General features: G+C 53.7%; 21 protein-coding genes. 7 read left to right on the forward strand and 14 right to left on the reverse strand.

Annotation, left to right across the window (positions count from 1 at the left end; translation table 11 throughout):
• The first annotated feature begins 132 nt into the window (after positions 1-132).
• Positions 133-546: a YccF domain-containing protein gene (locus tag ACG98I_RS09525; RefSeq protein WP_394720325.1), complete on the forward strand. Its 414-nt coding sequence runs from the start codon at positions 133-135 to the stop codon at positions 544-546.
• Here the strand turns inward: ACG98I_RS09525 and ACG98I_RS09530 are convergent.
• The 5 genes from ACG98I_RS09530 to ACG98I_RS09550 all read right to left on the reverse strand — a co-directional run bounded on the left by ACG98I_RS09530 (position 536) and on the right by ACG98I_RS09550 (position 6,462).
• Positions 536-1,969, reverse strand: coding sequence for a phytoene desaturase family protein (locus ACG98I_RS09530; RefSeq protein ID WP_394720326.1), 1,434 nt, complete (start codon positions 1,967-1,969; stop codon positions 536-538). The two genes, ACG98I_RS09525 and ACG98I_RS09530, sit on opposite strands and share 11 nt — an antisense overlap.
• Before the next feature lies 1 nt (position 1,970).
• Positions 1,971-2,639: a DedA family protein gene (locus ACG98I_RS09535; protein ID WP_394720328.1), complete on the reverse strand. Its 669-nt coding sequence runs from the start codon at positions 2,637-2,639 to the stop codon at positions 1,971-1,973.
• 150 nt (positions 2,640-2,789) lie between these two features.
• On the reverse strand, positions 2,790-4,424 hold the full coding sequence (gene pgi / locus ACG98I_RS09540) for a glucose-6-phosphate isomerase (RefSeq protein WP_394720329.1): 1,635 nt from the start codon (positions 4,422-4,424) through the stop codon (positions 2,790-2,792).
• 147 nt (positions 4,425-4,571) lie between these two features.
• Entirely contained in the window at positions 4,572-5,990 is a 1,419-nt protein-coding gene (locus tag ACG98I_RS09545; protein WP_394720331.1) for a Na+/H+ antiporter family protein, read from the reverse strand.
• A 106-nt stretch (positions 5,991-6,096) separates the two neighbouring features.
• A complete protein-coding gene (locus ACG98I_RS09550) occupies positions 6,097-6,462 on the reverse strand; it encodes a chorismate mutase (protein ID WP_394720333.1) in 366 nt (121 codons plus the stop codon).
• A gap of 237 nt (positions 6,463-6,699) precedes the next feature.
• Between ACG98I_RS09550 and pcrA the strand changes: the two genes are divergently transcribed.
• On the forward strand, positions 6,700-9,432 hold the full coding sequence (gene pcrA, locus ACG98I_RS09555) for a DNA helicase PcrA (RefSeq protein ID WP_394720334.1): 2,733 nt from the start codon (positions 6,700-6,702) through the stop codon (positions 9,430-9,432).
• Between the two features lie 12 nt (positions 9,433-9,444).
• On the opposite strand, the gene ACG98I_RS09560 is transcribed toward pcrA, so the two are convergent.
• Entirely contained in the window at positions 9,445-10,197 is a 753-nt protein-coding gene (locus ACG98I_RS09560; protein WP_394720336.1) for a M23 family metallopeptidase, read from the reverse strand.
• A 1,065-nt stretch (positions 10,198-11,262) separates the two neighbouring features.
• Positions 11,263-12,060: a M23 family metallopeptidase gene (locus ACG98I_RS09565; RefSeq protein ID WP_394720338.1), complete on the reverse strand. Its 798-nt coding sequence runs from the start codon at positions 12,058-12,060 to the stop codon at positions 11,263-11,265.
• A 611-nt stretch (positions 12,061-12,671) separates the two neighbouring features.
• On the opposite strand from ACG98I_RS09565, the gene ACG98I_RS09570 reads away from it, so the two are divergent.
• From ACG98I_RS09570 to purH, 3 genes are all read left to right on the forward strand, one after another.
• Positions 12,672-14,564, forward strand: coding sequence for a DUF6350 family protein (locus ACG98I_RS09570; RefSeq protein WP_394720340.1), 1,893 nt, complete (start codon positions 12,672-12,674; stop codon positions 14,562-14,564).
• A 72-nt stretch (positions 14,565-14,636) separates the two neighbouring features.
• Positions 14,637-15,239, forward strand: coding sequence for a phosphoribosylglycinamide formyltransferase (gene purN, locus ACG98I_RS09575; RefSeq protein WP_394720341.1), 603 nt, complete (start codon positions 14,637-14,639; stop codon positions 15,237-15,239).
• A 39-nt stretch (positions 15,240-15,278) separates the two neighbouring features.
• Positions 15,279-16,835 (forward strand): bifunctional phosphoribosylaminoimidazolecarboxamide formyltransferase/IMP cyclohydrolase, encoded by a 1,557-nt coding sequence (gene purH, locus ACG98I_RS09580; protein ID WP_394720343.1) that lies wholly within the window; start codon positions 15,279-15,281, stop codon positions 16,833-16,835.
• A 126-nt stretch (positions 16,836-16,961) separates the two neighbouring features.
• Here the strand turns inward: purH and ACG98I_RS09585 are convergent, their stop codons facing one another.
• The 7 genes from ACG98I_RS09585 to rpmB all read right to left on the reverse strand — a co-directional run bounded on the left by ACG98I_RS09585 (position 16,962) and on the right by rpmB (position 20,399).
• Positions 16,962-17,483, reverse strand: coding sequence for a hypothetical protein (locus ACG98I_RS09585; RefSeq protein WP_394720345.1), 522 nt, complete (start codon positions 17,481-17,483; stop codon positions 16,962-16,964).
• Between the two features lie 185 nt (positions 17,484-17,668).
• A complete protein-coding gene (locus tag ACG98I_RS09590) occupies positions 17,669-18,346 on the reverse strand; it encodes a TetR/AcrR family transcriptional regulator (RefSeq protein WP_394720347.1) in 678 nt (225 codons plus the stop codon).
• Positions 18,347-18,409: 63 nt separating this feature from the next.
• Complete coding sequence (locus tag ACG98I_RS09595) at positions 18,410-19,192, reverse strand: hypothetical protein (RefSeq protein ID WP_394720349.1); 783 nt, start codon at positions 19,190-19,192, stop codon at positions 18,410-18,412.
• 231 nt (positions 19,193-19,423) lie between these two features.
• Positions 19,424-19,672 (reverse strand): 30S ribosomal protein S18, encoded by a 249-nt coding sequence (gene rpsR, locus ACG98I_RS09600; protein WP_003846456.1) that lies wholly within the window; start codon positions 19,670-19,672, stop codon positions 19,424-19,426.
• Positions 19,673-19,686: 14 nt separating this feature from the next.
• A complete protein-coding gene (rpsN, locus tag ACG98I_RS09605) occupies positions 19,687-19,992 on the reverse strand; it encodes a 30S ribosomal protein S14 (protein ID WP_003846453.1) in 306 nt (101 codons plus the stop codon).
• 3 nt (positions 19,993-19,995) lie between these two features.
• On the reverse strand, positions 19,996-20,160 hold the full coding sequence (gene rpmG / locus ACG98I_RS09610) for a 50S ribosomal protein L33 (protein WP_006822996.1): 165 nt from the start codon (positions 20,158-20,160) through the stop codon (positions 19,996-19,998).
• A gap of 2 nt (positions 20,161-20,162) precedes the next feature.
• Positions 20,163-20,399: a 50S ribosomal protein L28 gene (rpmB, locus tag ACG98I_RS09615; RefSeq protein ID WP_003846448.1), complete on the reverse strand. Its 237-nt coding sequence runs from the start codon at positions 20,397-20,399 to the stop codon at positions 20,163-20,165.
• 667 nt (positions 20,400-21,066) lie between these two features.
• On the opposite strand from rpmB, the gene ACG98I_RS09620 reads away from it, so the two are divergent.
• Both ACG98I_RS09620 and rpmF read left to right on the forward strand, forming a co-directional pair.
• A complete protein-coding gene (locus tag ACG98I_RS09620; protein ID WP_394720352.1) occupies positions 21,067-21,333 on the forward strand; it encodes a type B 50S ribosomal protein L31 in 267 nt (88 codons plus the stop codon).
• Positions 21,334-21,349: 16 nt separating this feature from the next.
• Entirely contained in the window at positions 21,350-21,523 is a 174-nt protein-coding gene (gene rpmF / locus ACG98I_RS09625) for a 50S ribosomal protein L32 (protein ID WP_394720353.1), read from the forward strand.
• Positions 21,524-21,551 lie beyond the last annotated feature (28 nt).

Genomic DNA, 21,551 nt, shown 5'->3' on the forward strand with positions numbered 1-21,551 from the left:
CGTGCGGGAAAAGATGCAAGGGGTTAGAAGAAACTTGGTACGAAAGTTCCTACGATGACGACGGGGCAGGCAGGAAATCTGGGTGAACATCCCTGATGTCAGCAGGGAGATTATTGGACTAGATTGGAAAGCATGAAAACGATTCTTAATATCATCTGGTTCATCTTCGGTGGGTTCCTGCTGGCCTTAGGTTATTTCTTGGCTGGCATTATTGCCTGCATCTTTATCGTGACTATTCCTGCCGGTGTAGCTTCCTTCAGAATGGCGAGTTACGCCCTGTGGCCATTTGGTCGCAGCGTTGTTCAGCCCACCACCGGTACCAGCGGATTTAGTGCCATCGGTAACGTTATCTGGTTCGTTATCGCTGGCCTGTGGTTGGCGATTGGCCACATCACAACTGCAGCGGCGCAGGCCATCACCATTATCGGCATTCCTCTGGCCATTGCCAATATTAAGATGATTCCGGTAACCTGCTTCCCATTCGGACGCAGCATTGTCCCAACCGATGCCATCCCATTTGGCTACGAGCCAATGGTTAAGCTTTAAAGCGCGCGATGGCGGAATGAGCCGCGTGCATGCCCGGCATGCCGTGAACACCGGCGCCAGGAGGGGTGGCGCCGGATGCCATGAAGGTTTTCTCCCCAATGCGATAGGGGTGTGGGGTGAGCCCTGGTCGCAACAGAACTTTGAGACCAGCCATGGTGCCACCGGCGATATCGCCGCCAATGAGATTCGGATTCCACGCCTGCAATTGGGCGGGACTCGACGAGCGTTTGTTGACAATCGTGTCTCGGAATCCAGGTGCAAAGCGTTCAATCTGCGCTTCAATGAGCGCGGACACCTCACCGGGTGAGGTTTCTTCATAGCCGTGCGGGACATGCGCATATGTCCACAACACATGGCCTGAACGTGCGCGCGTGGGGTCAGCCACTTGCTGTTGGCAGACCATCACAAAAGGCTTCTTGGGAAGGGCTCCGGCGCGGGCTTGCTTTTCCGCGGCATCGATTTCATCTACCGTGCCGCCAACGTGCACGGTGGTGGCTTCGCCAACCCGGGGATCCGTCCACGGCACAGGCTCAGAAAGCAAATAGTCCACTTTGAATACTCCCGTGCCATAGCGCCACTTATTAAAACGCTTGCTCGTGATTCGACTGAGGTCCGTTCCGGGGAGACTGAGTATCTGGTGTGGGGTGAGGTTTAATACCGCAGCATCATGGGCGGGAAGTTCACGCATATCAGTGATTTCAGCATTCAGGTGAATACGCACGCCGTGAGCCTGAGCAGCGCTTACTAAGGCATCAGAAATGGATTGGGTTCCACCGACTGCGACAGGCCAGCCACGACTCATACCGAGGGCACTAAAGAGCAGGCCAAAAGCCGCAGTTAGTGGCTGGCTCGGCGGCACAATCGCATGGACAGCGCTGCCCGCCAGCAACGCGCGAGCCTGTGAACCGCGAAAAAGAGCTTTACCCAGTCCGCTCGCAGAAAATAGTGCTGGAAGCCCGAATCGCGCCATGCGCAGAGGATGAGCAGGTACGCGCAGCATAGGGCCGAGGAAGTTCTCTAGGTGCTCATCGATATTGTCCACAACGTGGCCATGAAGGCGGCGCCACATGTGGGCGTCTCTCCCTAATCCATAAGCGGTATCGTCTAGCGAAGGCTGCAGCAGGGCGGCTGGAGTGTTCTCGAGCGGATGGGCCATCGGAAAGCGTGAATGCGCCCAGCGCAGACCGTGATCCTCTAAGTCGAGCTCGCGGAAAATGGGGCTGGCAACACCAAAAGGATGGGCGGATGCTCCGAAATCGACAATCGAGCCATCGCCAAATTCATCCCCCGAAGTAGCGGCTCCACCGGGGTGGGAGGAGCGCTCAAAAACATCGACCTCCCAGCCAGCGCGGGCGAGCACAATAGCTGCGGTCAAGCCATTATGCCCTGCGCCAACGACAACGGCCCGGGGAGGTCGAGTCATTTTAATTTTCGCTGATACGAGAGGACTCGGTGTCCTCGGTGTCATTGTCTTGGCGTTCAGTCTTGCGCTTGGAATTGCGGCGGATCAGCAACCCAATGACCACAACGACAGCAAGGATAATGATGGCGTAGATGACAGTCGAGTACTGGTCCACGTAGTCCGCGACGATTGTATAAGACTCACCGAGCCACATTCCTAAGACAATCAGGAGCGCATTCCAACCGGCAGAACCGAGTGCGGTACAGACAGTGAACTTGATCGGGCTTAAACGGTCAATACCCGCCGGAATGGAAATGAGAGATCGAATGCCTGGAATGAAACGTCCAAAGAATACGGAGGCGGGGCCGTACTTGTCGAACCAATGCAGGGAATTATCAACATCTGATGACTCAACCAGCCACATCCAATCCGCAATCTTGCGCAGGCGTTCAGCGCCAATAGCGGCGCCGATACCGTAAAGAATCCATGCACCGACGATAGAACCAGCGGTGGCCCAAATAAAGGTGGGCCAGAAAGTCAGGCTGCCCTGGGAGATAGTGAAACCAGCCAGTGGCAGCACAACCTCAGAAGGGATGGGAGGAAAGAGATTCTCCAGCAAGATGGCGATACCGACGCCAGGGGCGCCGAGTACTTCCATCAGTGAGATGATCCAATCAATAATTCCCTGCACGAATTTCTATCCGCCTTCCTATTTTTTACGCAAGCTAACAGCTACATTCTGCCTGTTTATTTTGAAGGTGAACGCGGTAAGTCCTGAATGAATCCTGGGGCCATCCTGTAAAATTCTAGTGGCGTTTAGTCCTTTGCGTGCGGCAAGGAATTACTTATAAGAGCGGTACCATTTCACCAGTTCATCGGTAGAAGAATCACCGGTTGCAATATCGGCGTCACCGGAGACAGCTGGTGCTAGGTCATTGGCTTGTTGCTTGCCCAATTCCACGCCCCACTGGTCGAATGAATTAATGTCCCAGATGGCGCCTTCGACAAATACAATGTGCTCGTACAAAGCAATCAGGCTGCCCAGGATAGCTGGGGTGAGCTCTTCAGCCAGGATCGTGGTGGTTGGACGGTTACCCGGCATGACCTTATGCGCAACGAGTTCCTCGGCAACGCCTTCGGCGGAAATTTCTTCAGCAGTCTTGCCAAAAGCTAGTACCTTGGTCTGCGCGAAGAAATTACCCATCAGCAGATCATGCATGGAACCCGATCCATCAGCGGTAGGGAAGTCTTCCTTGGGGCGGGAAAATCCAATGAAGTCTGCGGGAATCAGGTGGGTGCCCTGGTGGATGAGCTGGTAGAAAGCGTGCTGCCCATTGGTGCCGGGCTCACCCCAGTAAATCGGGCTGGTGGTAGTGCTGACCTGTGAGCCATCATGGCGCACAGACTTGCCATTGGATTCCATGGTTAGCTGCTGCAGATACGCAGGGAAGCGGCCCAAATCTTCCGAATATGGCAGTACAGCGTGGGATTGCGCGCCGTGGAAATTGGTGTACCAGATGCTCAACAGTGCCATGAGCGCTGGGACATTAGCTTCCAGTGGGGCAGTACGGAAGTGCTCATCCATGGCGTGGAAGCCTTCGAGAAAACGCATGAAGTCCAGTGGACCAATGGTGCACATCAGCGATAGGCCAATGGCGGAGTCGACGGAGTAGCGGCCGCCGACCCAATTCCAGAAACCAAACATGTTATTGGTGTCGATACCGAATTCGGCAACCTTTTCCGCATTGGTGGACACTGCTACGAAGTGCTTGGACACCGCAGATTCATCGCCATCGAACTGCTCCAGCAGCCAGCGGCGCGCAGCATGCGCATTAGCCAAGGTTTCCTGGGTGGTGAAGGTCTTGGACGCGATGATAAAAAGCGTGGAGCCGGCATCGAGACCATCGAGGGTCTTGGACAGGTCAGATGGATCGACATTGGAGACAAACTCCGCGGAGATGCCAGCGACTTCATAGCTGCGCAGTGCCTGCGCCGCCATTGCTGGGCCGAGATCGGAGCCGCCGATGCCGATGTTGACGACCTTCTTGATGGTGTGGCCGGTATGGCCCAGCCACTTGCCTGAACGTAGTGCAGTTGCGAAGTCACGCATGCGGCCGAGAACCTCGTGGACATCGACAGCAATATCTTGCTCATCGATAACCAAGTCATCTTCAACAGGGATACGCAATGCGGTGTGAAGAACCGCGCGGTCTTCAGTGGTATTGATGTGCTTGCCAGCAAACATATCGGCGCGGTGGTCTTCTACGCCTGCTTGCTGAGCCAGTTCCAGCAACGCGCTGAGAATTTCTGCGTCAATGAGGTTCTTCGACAAATCCACATGCAGGCCTGCTGCATCGAAGGTGAGTGCGGAGGCACGGTCGGCATCGGCAGCAAAAAGCTCCCGAAGAGTAGTGCCCTGGGATGAATCAAAGAGCTGTTGGAGCTTCGTCCATGCAGGTTGTTGCGTGATATCCATGATTGACCTTTCAAGTACCAGCAAAGCAGGTGTTTGTTTTTGAGCTAACTCTAAACTAGTCAAAATATTGCTTGGATGGGCAAAACTATTAAAAGACCCCGCCACCAGCAGATGACGAGGTCAGAATTTTCAGACCTATGCGCTGTATTAGAGCACCATTGCGGCAATCCAGCCCGCAATCAACAAAGGAATGTTGAAGTGAATAAAGGTAGGGATAACGGAGTCGCGAATATGGTCATGCTGACCGTCCGCATTCAGACCGGCAGTGGGGCCCAGTGTGGAGTCAGATGCCGGTGAGCCTGCGTCACCGAGAGCGCCGGCGGTACCAATGAGGGCGACGGTTGCCATTGGACTGAAGCCTAAGGACATGCATAATGGCACGAAGATGACCGAAATAATGGGCAGCGTGGAGAAGGAAGAACCAATGCCCATGGTGACGATGAGGCCAACAATGAGCATGGCGGCTGCAGCGGCAGCTTGATTGTCACCGAAGATAGAACTGACATTATTTACTAAGGATTCGACCTCACCGGTTGCGGTCATGACGGCCGCAAATCCCTGGGCAGTAATCATGATGAAGCCAATGAGCGCCATCATCTTCATACCGGAGGAGAAGACATCATCGGCCCTTTTCCAATTCACTGCACCAGTCAGCAGCAAGATAGCAAGACCCGCGAGTGCACCGACCAAGAGGCCATCGGATTCGAATTCCATGGCCTGCATGACAATCTGCACGGCGAAGGTCGCGACAATCGCAACGAGCGCCACTGCGATCTTGTAGGAGGAGATTTCCTGCTCCTCCGGCTCTTCTGCCAGCGGACGATCTTCATATACACGTGGCTTGCGGTAGCTAATGAAGATGGCGATGAGCAAGCCAATCAACATGCCCAGAGCTGGGATGGCCATGACCTGCATGATGTTGATACCGGCGGTATCCAGACCTGCTTCATTGATATTGAACAACAAAATGTCATTCAAGAAGATCGAACCAAAACCCACCGGAATGAACATGTAGGTGGTGACCAAGCCGAAGGTCAAGCAGGATGCAATGAGACGGCGGTCGATGCCGAGTTTATTAAACACTGTCAGCAGCGGTGGGATGATCAATGGAATGAATGCAATGTGAACAGGGATGAGGTTCTGGCTCATCACCGCCATGGCGATAAGTCCCACCACGATGAGATACTTGGTGGCAGTGACGGCTTTTTGATTGACTGGCGCTGATTCAGCAGCAGCTCCGGCGGCATCAGTACTGGAGCCGGTTTCATCGGAGCCACCAACAGTGACAGCCTGGTTCGAGCCAACGCGAGAAAGTAGCAACTTTGCCAGAACTTGCGGTAAGCCAGTTGAGGCAACGCTCATGGCAAAAGCACCCAAAAGCGCGTAGCTGAGGGCGACTTTGGCGCCGCCGCCGAGACCATCTTGGAAAGCCAGCATGGTGCCATCCAGCCCCATACCGGAAAGTAAGCCGCCGACGATCGCACCTAAGAAGAGTGCTACCACGACATGCACGCGGGCAAGGGCCAGCACGAGCATGACCACGACAGCAATTAATACAGCATTCATAAGCCTTAAGAATATTAGCAGGATCCTCTTATAGAAAAACAGATCCCGCCCAGTTGAATGCTATTTCATGGAATGGGATGAAAAAGGGTTTGAAATGCGAGCTGGCCTAGCCTAATTTTCCACGGCCCATGCGCAGCAGCGCGGAGGCGATCGCGGGGCCTTCTTCACCGAGCTCATCACGGAATTGGTTCAAAATAGCGATCTCGCGGGTATGCACCAGGCGCGTACCGCCAGAGCCTAAACGAGTCTTACCGATTGCTTGTGACACCTTGGTGCGGCGCTTCACGGCATCTAAGATGACGCGGTCCATGCGATTAATCTCTTCGCGATACTTCTGAATCTCCGCATCAGACAAAGGGTCATCGGTACCAGAAGGCATACGGATATCAGCGTTATTGGCGTCATTCAATGACTCATCCGGCGCTTGGTTATGTGCTGCGCCTGAAAAGCCAGATTCAGAAGAGGTGTCCATAGCTACAACATTGTGCCACTAATGAGGGGAAACTGAAATCACAGACCCCCTTTATTCACCCGAAATATGGAACGCGTTGCCCACAACCTGGGTCTGAATCATTAAGACTCGAAAACGCTGTTTTAGAGAACATGATTATGGCTTCAGAGTTTTCGAACATAAGAAAGACATTTGATTGCTCAGGCAGTCGTGGCATTTTAAGCTCTGTCTGATGGAGAAGGTAGGTTGGTAGACATTATGCGCAGCAAATCCAATAACTCATCTAATAATGAAGCCGACAATAGCCAGCAGGATATCTTTGGCGATTCTGACCAGCTTCCTCTTCCTCCTTTAGAACCTGAACCAGAATTCGCCCCTCCTGAGGAAACGGATCAGCCGCCGGATGATATCGCGGCTCTTTTTAACCAGCCTGCACCTGATTCCGCACCAGCATCGAACCCATTTGCGGCATCGGGTAAGAAGTCTTCGGCAAATCCTTTTGATAATGCGTCTTCTCATGGGGGCAGTTCTGCTCCTAAGCAGTCGCCTTTTAGCAACCCTGCACTACAGCGCGAGCGTAGACCGCAACCCCGGGTTGATCCGAGCACGCTGACCGAGGGCTTGAATCCTGAACAGGTGGCCGCAGTCGAGCATTCTGGTTCACCACTGTTGATCGTGGCTGGTGCGGGTTCCGGAAAGACGGCCGTGCTGACGCGCCGAATTGCCTATCTTATGGGTCATGGCGGGGTAGCACCATGGGAGATTTTGGCAATTACCTTTACTAATAAGGCCGCAGCTGAAATGAAAGAGCGCGTTGGTCAATTAGTAGGTCCTGTTGCTGAGCGCATGTGGGTCTCCACGTTCCACTCCATTTGCGTGCGTATTTTGCGGCAACAAGCGCAGTTGGTCCCCGGCCTCAATACCAACTTCACCATCTATGACGGTGATGATGCCCGCCGGCTGTTGTCCATGATTGCCAAGGATATGCAGCTCGATATCAAGAAATTTACCTCGCGAGTACTCGCGAACCAGATTTCTAACCTTAAAAATGAGCTCACGTCTCCTGAGACCGCGCAGGCGGAGGCAGAAAAGACGAAGAATCCATTTGAGCTCACCGTCGCGCAAGTATTTGCCGAATATCAGCGTCGTCTGCGCGCAGCCAATGCTGTGGACTTTGATGACCTCATCGGTGAAGTCGTGCGCATCTTTGTGTCTTACCCACAGGTAGTTAACTTTTACCGCCGCAGGTTTAAGCATGTGCTCATTGATGAGTACCAGGACACGAACCACGCGCAATACTCCCTTGTGGCAGCACTGGTGGGCCGTGATGAAGAAGACGGTCCGGAGCTATGCGTGGTGGGTGATTCCGACCAGTCCATTTACGCATTCCGCGGTGCAACCATTCGAAATATTGAAGACTTTGAGCGTGATTACCCAGGCGCGCGCACGATTTTGCTGGAGCAAAACTACCGTTCCACGCAGACCATTTTGAGCGCGGCCAATGCCGTGATTGCACAGAATGAAGGACGCCGGAAGAAGAACCTGTGGACTGACCACGGTGAAGGCGAAAAAATTATTGGCTACGTGGCTGATAATGAGCATGATGAGGCACGCTTTATTGCCAATGAGATTGATGCGCTTAGTGATAAAGGACGTAACTACTCTGATATCGCGATCATGTACCGCACCAATAATGCTTCACGCGCATTGGAAGATATTTTTGTGCGTTCCGGCATTCCCTACAAGGTAGTTGGTGGCACAAGATTCTATGAGCGTCGGGAAATCCGTGATGTCATCGCATATCTGCGTATCTTGGACAATCCCGATGATTCAGTGAGCTTGCGTCGCATCATCAACGTGCCCAAGCGCGCTATTGGCGATAAAGCACAAGCGCAGATTGCCACGCACGCCGATAATCTCGATATCAGCTTTGGCAAGGCACTATTTGCTGCCGAAGCAGGGGAGGTGCCTGGACTGGGCACCCGTGCGGTCAATGCGGTCACCAAGTTCAACGAGATGATGGCAGGCGTTCGCGAGCAGATTCCTTCAATGACCAATGAGGTCACCGCGCAACCAGACTTGGGTGAATTGGTCAGCGCTATCTTGGATGCTACCGGTTACAAGGCGACGCTGGAGCAATCCAATGACCCGCAGGATGGCGCGCGCCTAGATAACCTCAATGAGTTGGTATCGGTTGCGCGAGAATTCTCATCAGAGGCAGCAAACCAATTGGCCTTCGATGGATCGGACTCTGACCTTGAGCCTGAATTGACTGAGGGTGAAGCCGCGCCGGGCTCATTGCAAGCCTTCTTGGAGAAGGTCTCTCTAGTTGCTGACGCTGACCAGATCCCTGAACATGAATCCGGGGTGGTGACGCTGATGACCCTTCACACTGCGAAGGGGCTGGAGTTCCCAGTCGTCTTCCTCACCGGCTGGGAAGAGGGTCAGTTCCCTCATATGCGCTCACTCGGAGACCCAAAGGAGCTAAGTGAGGAACGCCGTTTGGCGTATGTGGGAATCACTCGTGCCCGCGAGGAGCTTTATCTCACTCGTGCGATTCTTCGTTCCTCATGGGGCAATCCATTGACGAACCCGGCCAGCCGCTTCCTCGCGGAGATCCCGGAAGATCTCATCGACTGGCGCCGTGAAGAACCACAAAGCTCAACTGGCTCCGCGTGGGACTACGACGATTCCTATTCATATGGTCGTTCTTATGACTCAAGCTGGTCTGGTTGGGGCAGGGGTTCACGTTCCGCCGCGACATCCCCTTCGCAGCGAACTTCGTCATCCCGTGCCACCGAAAGCTCAGGTAATAAGAACAAGAAATTGGATTTAGTTGTGGGCGACCGCGTCAATCACGACAAGTACGGACTGGGCACGGTCATTGCAGCAGATGGTTCCGGAATGCGTGCAACCGTCACCATCGACTTTGGTTCCGCAGGAAAAGTCAGGCTCATGCTCGTTGGCGGCCTGCCCATGGAGAAACTCTAAGCAGATTAAGGCTTAGAAGTTAATTCCATTCTGCGCGAACCATTGCTGCGGGTCGGTGGCTGTTTGGCCATCTGGCCAGATCTCAAAGTGGAGGTGAGGGCCAGTGGACTGGCCTTCACTACCAATCGATGCAATCTGTTGACCAGCGGTCACCCGCTCACCGACACCGACTAGCAGGGAAGAAGCCTGCATGTGGCCGTAGACGGAGATTTCTCCGTTATCGTGACGGACACGGATCCAGTTGCCGTAGCCCTGTGCCGGTCCGGAGGAGATGACTTCGCCATCCATGACAGACACGATTGGTGTGCCAATTGGGTTAGCCACGTCAATGCCGTTGTGGTTGGTTCCCCAACGCTCACCATAGGTTGAAGTCAACTGGCCTGTGGTCGGGAAGACCACCGTGCGACCATCTGGGGTGGAACCCTGCATTTGCGTCAACTGTGATGGGTCTGCAGGAGCGAATTGTTCGGCGAGACCAGGAATAGTGCTTGGGTCCATGACGATGGAGACACCGTACTCGGTGCGTTCTACCGTTGGGACTACTCCGTTATTTAGCACGCCGTCAATACTTTGAACGAAGCCAACTGCTGCGTTGACCAATTCCGAACCATTGACACTGTTTACCTGCGGTGTGGAAGAGCCTTCTGCGACACTGAGGCTAAGCGCCGGCGTGTCCGCGGTGGCGCCTGAGACGGTGGCTAGGCCAACGCCCGAGGCAGCTGCCACTGCGAGAGCAGCTTTGACTGCGCGTGGAATGCGCTTCATAGATAAAAGTCCTTTGCTAAACGCTGTACTTCAGTGTTTGAGGTTTAGCCACAACATCCAAGCATCAAAAGAAAAACCTTCTATAAACTCATGCGAGTTTAGGGAGAAGAGTGATTCGTTATGCGCCTGTGACTGTCTTGTAGCAACGAGGTTAAAGTTAATCTGAGTTTTAGCACTTCGCAATGGGTAAACACTCTGGTGGCAGCAGCTCGTTTTCGATAGAAATTCGAACATGCCAGGGTGTTGCGCATGTTGCAGATGTTATTAAAGTGACAACTTTAAACTAGTGGTTTAGGTTGCGGGGGTAGGGTTCGGGGTTGAATGATTATCCCTTGGGAATGCAATTTCCGCGTGTCGCATGAAGGAATTTCAAGCAAAAGTTGTATTTTATTTGGTTTCCTTCATCCCGTGAGGCATCTTTCTTTACACAGGTTTAGACCGTAATGAGACGAGAAAAGAACCGGAAAGAACGACGGCATGAAGTGTCGGCGCAGTGGGTGGGCTGTAGGGCGCGCCTGAAAAAATGGGGTTCAATGGGCGCGGCACGCATGTAACGTTCAGGAGTGTCTCAGCGATGTCCTAGTTAGCGTTACGTTTATTACCAACACTTTCCCGAGCGTAACTCACGCAGCGACCCTGCCCCTACGTGAAGGCAGTGTCGCCGCGGACTGCATCCTAATTGAAATTTAGGCCCGGTGAATTTTCTTCGGGTCATTTTGGCGTCCCCTTTGCCATTGTGTGTCCGCGAATGTCGCGCTGCGTATCCGAATGTTCCGCAATGCATTTTGTTGTTCTAGTGCGGCAGGGAAGACCTAGCGGTACGTGTAAAGAATTGGTTGGCCAAGGGCTCTCGGGTGAATTCTTATGGATTGCATGAATGTGCGCCTATGGCGTGCACAAGGGCTACTGAGCGAATTATTGTGCGGGTTGACCGTTATAGGGTGCCTGGCGTCGAAATAGCGCTGATTTTAGGCATGCGAAAAGCCCTTCGGCACAGCGTCTACCTGAAGAACTTGTTGGTATGAGGTAGAAGCTCCGCCCAAGGGCTTTTACTTGGGGGGGGAATTAAGAGATGTTAACGCCGCGGCTAGCAAACCAAGGGATTGGGTCTACTGCGTTGGTGCCATCTGGGTGAATTTCGAAGTGCAGGTGGGTACCGGTGGAGAAACCGAGGTTGCCCATGCCAGCGATCTTCTGGCCTGCGGTGACCTGCTGACCGACTGCAACGTCGAGGGATTCCATGTGGCCATAAACGGATACGGAACCATCTTCGTGCTTGATGCGGATCCAGTTGCCGTAGCCAGAAGCTGGGCCGGAATCGATAACGGTGCCATCCATGACCGCAAGAATTGGGGTGCCATTGGAGTTGGCGATATCGATGCCAGCGTGGAAGGAGCCCCAACGTGGGCCGAAGCCTGAGGTGAAAGCGCCTTCAGCTGGGCGAGCAACGGATGGTGCGCGAGCAGCCTCATCGGCAGCAGCACGAGCCTCAGAAGCCTGAACAGCGGTGTTGAGCTGCTCACTCAGGTTCTGGACTGGCTTGGTTTCTGCAACAGTCAAGATCTGTGGAGTGGTAGCAACTGCGGAGTCGACAGCGTTCTGTGCATCTGCAACAGCGCTATCAACCTGGGCGGAAGCCTCATCCAGTGGGGAGAAGTTTGTGGTCTGCTTGAAATCAACCGTTTGAGTCTTGGTTGAATCTTCAGGGGTGGTCTGAACCTGAGCTGCAGCAGCTCCGCCAACGCCAGCTGTAGAAACCGCGCCAGCAGCGACGGTTACTAGAGCAATGCGTCCCTTAGCTGTCTGGGAGGTAGTCACCTTGCGGTGGCGACCTGCACCAGAGCGCTGAGAAATGCTTTGCATACGAATTTTCTTCCCTTGTTTGCCCAATCCTTTGGCCGTGTGCATCTTTTTGATGCGGGAGGGCGTTACATCTCGCCCTGGCTCTTTATCGGATTGTGACCTTACTGTTACCAACGAAAGATAACAATAGCGTCTCGGCGAAACTCGAGCAAGCTGTTTCGGGGTTTCGATCCCAGTTATCAGTATTTTTTAAGGAAATGGAAATTAGGATTACCCAAGTAAGTCCAGTACACGCTATCAAGAAGTAGTTTTATACGGCAAAAATTTATGCTCTTGACATAGATGTGATTAGGGACACGTGTCTCATTTTCGATTATTTTCTGCCCCAGCTGTCTCACACAGTGACAAATTCCCGTGCGGCTATCTCTCCCATTGGGAGAGCCGGCTTTAGGGATTTGGGCTAGTCCGCGTCTTCAGATAACAATTTTGGATGCACCCTGAGTTGAGTGCTATTTGATCCTTTCCTTATATATAGGGCGTATTTTAACTGTCTGGTTGAGATTGAGGGTTTGCTGCAAGCGGCTGATGTTATTGATGTGAGCTGGAACTTGGCTGTGGGTCCGTCGTGCCATCACTAAAACACCCCATCGTCGTGGCAATGTGTATATCTGATGAGCAAAAATACTAGTCCCCAAACGCGGTCGTCTTCGGGCCCGCGCAGCTCGACGCGCGGACGCGGTAGAACTAAGGCCGCCTCGCCTTCAGCAGCGCGCGTTGCGTCGACAGTGGGAAAGGAAGTTAAGGCCCGTCGAGACCCAGGTCCAGTGACGTGGGGCTCGCGTATTCGGCGCATGCTCTTCGTTGTGGCTGTGCCGAACCTGGTCGCATTCTTCTCACTCGTTGTTATTGCACTTGCAACAGTATTGTTGACCAGCTCGCCGTCGGCATGGTTGCCAACAGCGATTGCCGAATCATGGGTGGTCGCCAACCTGGCACCGGTTGAAGCCGGAGGCATCGTTATTTCTGCCATGCCTACGCTTCCCGCTCTCATCCTGGGATGGATGGTCGCTGCCAATATTCACCGTGCTGTGAAAGATAAAGTCAGTATTAATGACCTATTAGTTCTACTGGCGTGGGTCATTGTTATTCCGCTGGTTCTTATTTTCATTGCATGGTTCATGCTCTGGGATGCTTCGCAGGTCTATGACTTATCCCCGCCAGCACTCGGGCCAACCATCGCGCGCACTTTAGTACTGCATCTCACAGCGTTAGTCATTGGCATGGGACCACGCTTGTGGCGGGCTTTGGCAAGACGTTACAAGGTGCCGCGGGCTGTTGTTGATGGCGCAGTTCTCGCCATCCGTTCCTTAGTGGCTGTATTGATTGTGGCAGCCGTAGTGCTGCTGGCACTGTTCATCTTCAACTGGGATAACCAGACTCTCATCATGGACAGTTACCCGCAGCTCGCCGGCCTGGGTATTTTCTCACTTATTGGCCTGTCCATTCTGTACCTTCCCAATGCACTGGTCGCCGCCGGCAGTGTCTTGTTGGGCTCGGAGTTCCATATTGGTGATGCCAGCATCAGTCTCTTCAGCGTGCACCTGGTGCCTTTGCCGCCGCTGCCGCTATTAGGCGTGATCCCGGCTTCTGTTTCTCCATTGGCTATTGGTTTGCTGGTTCTGACCGCAGTAGCCATTGGCTATGTGGGCGTGAAAGCCAAGCCAAACTTTATCCAGGCAGCTAGTGCAGGTATTGCGGCTGGCCTGCTTGCCCTAATTTTTGGATACTTCATCTCCGGACAGCTGGGATATTACGAGTCTGTGGGTACCATGCTGCTCATGTCTGCTGGTCTAGCCATCCTGTGGGTCGGTGGCATTAATCTCGCGGTTTCCGCGGGTTATTTCATTAATACTCGCCGCAATGCGCCTGCCATTCCAGCAGAGCCTGAGGCTAGTGCACAAGGAGTCGGCGTAGAAGCCACCGGACAAGCCGAGGCAGAAGCTAACACAGAGACCACTGCAGCAGATAATGAAGCAGCAGACTCAGATAGTGCTGCTGAGATCGAAGAAGCAGCCGAAGAGGTAGCCGTGCAAGAAACCGAAAGTTCGAACGCCGAGAATGCTGCTCCTGGAGAAGAACAGGAAAATACGCCAGATACGGAGCATACGGTTGTTCAAGAGTCTGAGGCTTCTGAAGAACTCTCGGATGATCTGAAAGACAACCTTGAGGACGGTGCATTCCCAGATTCTGCGCTCGGGGATGATGACATTGATGGCCGCTTCGAAGATGAATCAGCTGCAGATAATACTGACCAAGAGCGCACTTGGGACAGCACAGAACCTGAGGGAGAGGGATTCCAGGCAGAGCAGCGTCACAACGCAGGTGCTCTCAATGGTGACCGCAATAGTGATCTCAACGCGGATTTCAATGAATACTTCGACGAAGAGAATATTATTGACGGCGAAGTTGTTGAGGATGAATCAGAGCCAGACACTTCGGTGAATGATGAAGCCGCTGGTGGAAGCGTTGACGATTCTGCAGAAGATGATGAGAAGAATCGCTAAATCCCCAAGCGGGGGATAGGGAGCTGCTGCTAAGTTTCGTAAGCGAAAGGGCAAAGCATTAGTCTATAAGGCGTGACTGAATCGCCTTCGCAAGCTTTAAATGAAAGCCCATTAGAAGTTGTGGTGCTGGTTTCCGGCACCGGCTCTTTGCTCCAGAACATCATTGACAACCAGGACGGCTCATATAAGGTCGTCAAAGTTATCGCTGATGTGGACTGTGTGGGAATTGAACGTGCCCAGGCAGCAGGAATTGCCACTGAGGTGGTTCGCTTGGGCGCTGACCGCACACAGTGGAATAAGGACCTTGTTAAAGCAGTCGCACAGCCAGACATTGTGGTGTCAGCAGGATTCATGAAAATTCTCGGAGCTGATTTCTTGGCTGCTTTCGAAGGCCGCACTATTAATACGCATCCCGCACTCTTGCCCGCTTTTCCAGGCGCGCATGGAGTCCGGGATGCGTTGGCTTATGGCGTGAAAGTCACCGGCTCTACCGTCCATTTTGTGGATGCGGGAGTCGATACCGGCAAGATCATCGCGCAAGAACCTATCATGATTGCGCCCGATGATGATGAGGCCAGCTTGCATGAGCGCATTAAAAGCGTCGAACGTGAGCTTATCGTGCGGGTATTGCGCGCAGCGCAGGTTAAAGACCAGCAACTTATCATTGAGATTTAAATCCAGAAATTCCAAGTCAGGAAGGCAAGGCTTTCATCCATGAGTGATGACCGCAAGCAGATCAAGCGTGCACTAATTAGCGTTTATGACAAGACCGGGCTCGAGGAGCTCGCGAAGACGCTTGATAACGCAGGCGTAGAGATTGTGTCCACCGGCTCCACCGCGGCAAAGATTGCTGCTTTGGGCATTGATGTCACCCCGGTTGAAAATCTCACCGGATTCCCAGAGTGCCTGGAAGGCCGCGTCAAGACCTTGCATCCACGCGTGCACGCTGGCATCTTGGCGGATACCCGCAAGCAGGATCACCTCAACCAGATCGAAGAGCTCGAGATTGCGCCTTTCCAGCTGGTTGTCGTTAATCTTTACCCATTCCGTGAGACCGTGGCGTCTGGTGCGGACTTTGATGGTTGCGTCGAGCAGATTGATATCGGCGGTCCTTCCATGGTCCGCGCGGCTGCGAAGAACCACCCATCGGTGGCGGTGGTTGTTGATCCAGCTCGTTACGGCGATATCGCAGAGGCAGTTGCCCAGGGCGGCTTCGATCTTGCGCAGCGCCGTCAGCTCGCTGCCACCGCATTCAAGCACACCGCCGATTATGACGTTGCAGTTTCCGGTTGGTTTGCGCAGCAGCTTGCCGATGCCCCTGCTGGTTCTCCTAATGCCGTATCGCAAGGTGAAACCTTGCGATACGGTGAGAACCCTCACCAGAAGGCTTCTGTTGTTCGTGAAGGCACCTCTGGTGTGGCGAATGCGAAGCAGCTGCATGGTAAGGAAATGAGCTACAACAACTACCAGGATGCGGATGCGGCATGGCGTGCGGCGTGGGATCATGAGCGTCCTTGTGTTGCCATCATTAAGCATGCAAACCCTTGTGGCATTGCTGTTTCTGATGAGTCCATTGCGGCGGCTCATGCAGCTGCGCATGCGTGTGACCCAATGTCTGCTTTCGGTGGCGTTATCGCGGTTAACCGTGAGGTCACCAAGGAGATGGCAACCCAGGTTGCGGAGATTTTCACTGAGGTCATCATTGCGCCTTCCTATGAGGACGGTGCGGTAGAGATTCTGCAGGGCAAGAAGAATATCCGCATCCTCGTTGCTGAGCACGAAGCGCCAGCAGTTGAGGTCAAGGAGATCTCTGGTGGCCGTCTGCTGCAGGAGCCAGATGTTTACCAGGCTGAAGGGGATCAGGCTTCTACCTGGACGCTCGCTGCAGGTGAAGCTGTTTCCGAGGAGAAGCTCGCTGAGCTCGAGTTTGCATGGCGTGCAGTGCGTTCGGTCAAGTCCAATGCCATCTTGCTCGCGCATGAGGGAGCAACCGTTGGCGTGGGCATGGGCCAGGTCAACCGTGTTGACTCCGCAAAGCTTGCGGTTGAGCGTGCTAACACGCTTGCCGATGGCACCGAGCGTGCCCGCGGCTCCGTCGCCGCCTCCGATGCCTTCTTCCCATTCGCAGATGGTCTGCAGGTGCTCATCGACGCTGGTGTTTCCGCCGTTGTCCAGCCTGGCGGTTCTATCCGCGATGAAGAAGTCATCGAAGCAGCGAATGCCGCTGGAATCACGATGTACTTCACCGGCACGCGTCACTTCGCGCACTAATTATCTCTGAGAATTAGTGCGGAGAGACCTTAAGTCGTAAAAGGCCCCGGACCACGAGTATAAATAAAGCTTGTGGTCCGGGGCCTTTTGAGCGCAGCATAATTGAGCTGGCAGCCTTGGGTAAGATTACTTGGAAAACTTATGCCCAGAGTTTTCATTGAGGACACTAAAAAGTTGTTCTCGGGCGGTGTTTGCTTGTTGCTCAAATTCCACGTCGGTAGATAGATCTCGGCGCAAGCTTTCGCTCACTAAGATCCGGGGCAGTGTCGCTAAGAGTGCAATCACAGCTCCGCGCCAACGATTCTTTCGCTCAATGAGAAGGCCGCCCATTAAAGCTGGAATGCCTACTCCAGTAACTACTGCAGGTAAGCAATCAAGCAACCTTCGCTTGAGAGTACGCTCTAATACCCACTCCACAGCGCCGAGCACTGCGCCGGTGCTGACTGCCACGCCAACCGACTTAATCCACGTGAAATAGAGCCTCTTTAATCTATTGTGCGTAGACGTTTCCCGCCTCTTCGGAATAACGAAATTCAGCAAGACGTAGAAGGGCACTAGGACATAGCCAATGATGCTCTCTACGCTGATTGCCCACGCCAACGTACGAGTTGGACGGGATGTTTGTTCTTGTGGAGCGGTGGAATCCATAGATTCTATTTTCAGCTAGCCCAATAGGCCAGAACAAGCCTAAACCAAGGCCAACAATGCGGAGATTGTGTGTGCAGTCGAAACACGGACAAGTTCGCCAGACATAGCCGAATTCAGGTGTGTACGAAAGTTCCTTCTCAGACTGCTCAGTTAACTAGCCTTGGGCAAAGAGCGAGGTGGTGGGACTAAGATTTCTTGGCTTCTTTAGAAGCAATCATGTCGAGCGTTGCTTGCTCGCGGTTTTCCGGGAATTCGGCTTGCAGGGTACGCAATGCGGCATCGGCAAGCATGACGGCGGTGGAGGGGAGCTCTTCATCAGAGAGCTTAAACGGCGGGGTGCCGTTATTCTCACGCATCTCCATCGCGGACATCGCGATGTGGAATGGCAACTCAGTACGCGGGTCATCCTCGCCAACGATTTCTGCAGCGGTGTCCTTGAAGGTCTGTAGCAGAGCTGCACGCTGATGATGGAAGTCATCAAACTCAGGGGAGTTCGCCACTGGCAGCTGGTACAGGCGTCCAACATTCCAACCACTGGTCAACAGCAGACGAGCCTCAGCGGAAACTAGCGCCCACAGACGTAGCTCAGGGGAAGCATCCAATCCCGCCAACTCATCCGCCAGCTCGATGGACGGTTCAATGGTGGACTTCAGCAGAGTTAAGAAGATTTCCGTTTTGGATGGAAAGTGGTAGTACAGGGATGCTTGGCGGATACCTACCGCTTCAGCGATCTGGTGCGTGGAGGTGGTTGCGAAACCTTGAACTGTGAATAGCTCTGAGGAAGCATCAAGAATTTCCTCGCGCGCGGTGCTTCCGCGACGGCGAGGGCTATTTTTGCGTGGACGTCCAACCGCACCAGCCATAATTCTAATTCCTCCTCAAGTTAAACCACATTTAAATATACGACACCCTGAACTAATTCGGGTCTATTCAGCCTGTTGCGATTCACGCGCCGAAATCGCGGCGAAAGCTTCAGCAACCATTCGGGCAGCTGCACCATATGCAGTTTTATCCAGCGCCGGCAGATTAGCAAAGGTCGTGCTGTGGCTTTCTACGTTTTCCAGCCAGCGACGCATCTCAATGCTGACGGCTGCCTCCCACGCTACAGCTAAAGCCTCCGACTCGGATGGATTCAGCAGCTGACGCTCAATAGCAATCTCTAGACGATCCAACGTTGGGCGAGGAGATGGCGCTGCCCAACGGGCGATCCCGGCGATTGGGGCCAAGAGATAGGCCTCAACATCAACTTCCATCTCAGGATCTGGCAAGCCATTGACATAGGTCATGCCCGGCGGGCGTATAGCAAGCGCTTCTTCAAGCAGTTGTTGCTCGCCGCCGATGCCCACGGGGTAGCCGGCATCGACCCGCCAAGCCAGCAGTTCCTCTTCGGCCTGACGGCCCTTCAGCCCGACTGATTCCAAGAGCTCTAGAAGTTCGTTGTCTTCGCCCAGCCAAGTAATCGGCATCGATGGGATGGCATCGCCGCGGCTTACCGCACCCGTTAAGCGCACCTGGCTAGAGATGGCAGGGGAGCGGACCACGTCACTGACGATGCGGGAGAACCATGCTGCGAGCTCAGTTTCGCTCTCGCGGTGCAGCAATGCATTGCGGAGTAACTCTTGTGCCTCAGCAAGGATGCCGCGGGCAGCAGCTGTGGAATCGCACCTATTGGCTTGCTTGGCAAGTTCCCGCAAAGATGAGTGCAGCATGGTGTCCTTCCTAGACCGCGGCGTGTGGATTTTCTTTCAACCAAGTTAAACAGTACTCGTTGGCGCATAAATGCGTAAAATTCCGGGCACTGTTGAAGATGGGGGTGCAGGAAAGCATGAAAAAGACCCTTGGTTCTATCCACCTAGTAGTGGAAGACCAAGGGTCTAATACTCTTACCGTTCACACTTAAGCCAACGGCAAAAGTGCGCTGTTGAAACCCGGCTACAAATTTAGCGGGTGGTGAACGGCAGGAGAGCCATTTCGCGAGCGTTCTTTACCGCAGTAGCAACCTGACGCTGCTGCTGTGGGGTCAGACCGGTGACGCGGCGGGAACGGATCTTGCCGCGGTCAGAGATGAAGAGACGAAGGGTCTTGGTGTCCTTGTAGTCCACCTTTTCGATGCCTTCAGCCTTCAATGGGTTCTTCTTCGGACGGCGGGTCTGCTCCATCCGGAACTTCTTCTGGTTATTGCGCTTCATTTTTGCAACACCCCTTACCAGCTGGACTTACGAACGCCTGGCAGCTCACCACGGTGAGCCATGCCACGCATACGGACACGGGACAGGCCGAACTTACGGAGGTAGCCGCGTGGACGACCATCATGGGCGTCGCGGTTACGTACACGTGCAGCAGATGCGTCACGTGGCTGACGGTTCAGCTCGAACTGTGCGTCCAGGCGATCCTCGTCAGAGGTGTTCGGGTTCTTGATGATTGCCTTGAGCTCAGCGCGACGCTCCGCGTAGCGGGCGACGATTTCCTTGCGCTGCTCGTTCTTGGCGATCTTTGACTTCTTAGCCATAGATTATCGCTCCTCGCGGAATTCGACGTGCTTACGGACAACCGGATCAAACTTCATCAGAGAGATACGGTCAGGATTGTTGCGCTTGTTCTTACGGGTGACGTAGGTGTAACCGGTACCCGCAGTGGACTTGAGCTTGATGATTGGACGGATGTCATTACGTGCCATGCTTAAATCTTCTCCCCACGTGCTCGGATCTTCGCGACAACGGATTCAATTCCGTCGCGGTCGATGATCTTGATGCCCTTGGTGGAAACATTCAAGGTGATGGTACGGCCCTCAGAGGGCAAGTAGTACCGACGACGCTGTACGTTGGGGTTCCAACGACGCGAGGTGCGGCGGTGCGAGTGCGAGACCTGCTTGCCGAAGCTCGGCTCGCGGCCCGTTACCTGGCAAATAGCCGACATGGGTTCTCTTTCTCCTAGCCGCCCACATCATGGCTATCCGGCGCTGGCCTTTCACGAGAATGACTTAAGCGTTCATCGTGGTGCTCTTTGAAGGTGAGGTGAGGTGAGGTAAAGAGCTTCTCAGGCTAGCTGCCAATTACCAGTAGACGGGGCGTTAAACGTACAAAGTGACAACAGCAAGGGACAACTTTACATGGCGAATAGTCATTTACCTAATTGCCTGCGCGTCTGCGATATTCCAAGCTTGCAAAGCTGAACCAACAGCCGGTGGTATTGGAAATCGTATGGGGATTCTGATTGCGCTTCGCGCTCGGTAATCTAGTCTATTCCTCTATATCTACATTGTCACCTATGACGCTTGGGTCGCTCAAGTATCAGTAGTCCCATTGTGTATCGCGAATGGTGCCCACGTTATACTGTGGCGAGTTTCTACTGCATTGGCGCCCGGAGTGATTTAGTTTTTCAGCTGTTCATCTGTATGATTGTGCGAGTTGATCACCGCGCGCGCCTTTGAACGTAGAAGTTGCGTGTGTGAGTGACCTTCTTGTCAATATGTCAGATGCCCAACTCAGGCACGATCTTGACTTTTACCGCCGTCCATCCGATAGATGGGTGCGAGGAAGTGTGAAGAACCGACCTGAAGTTTCAACCCTGAGGGAATCGAATTATGAAGAAAGATATCCACCCGGATTACCACCCGGTGGTCTTCCAGGATGCTGGTACTGGTAGCCAGTTCCTGACCAAGTCCACCGCTACCTCCTCCCGCACCGTTCAGTGGGAAGATGGCAACGAGTACCCACTCATCGTCGTAGACGTGACCGCTGAGTCCCACCCATTCTGGACTGGTGCACAGCGCGTTATGGACACCGCTGGCCGTGTTGAGCGCTTCAACCAGCGCTTCGGCGCAATGGCTCGCCGTAAGAAGAAGGCATAAGGAGGATAGGAAAAAAATGGCAACTCCTAAGTTTAAGAAGTCCCGTTCGAACACCCACCACCGTCGCTCCCAGTGGAAGGCTGACAATGTCGCCCTGCAGGAAGTAACCATCGATGGTCAGACCGTTCGCATCCCACGTCGTTTGGTCAAGGCTGCACAGCTTGGCCTGGTCGATGTAGAGCAGTCCTAACCAGACCTCATTAAGTTATTGGCTTGTT

It is taken from the genome of Corynebacterium sp. L4757 (genome assembly GCF_043673995.1).
Taxonomy (GTDB): domain Bacteria; phylum Actinomycetota; class Actinomycetes; order Mycobacteriales; family Mycobacteriaceae; genus Corynebacterium.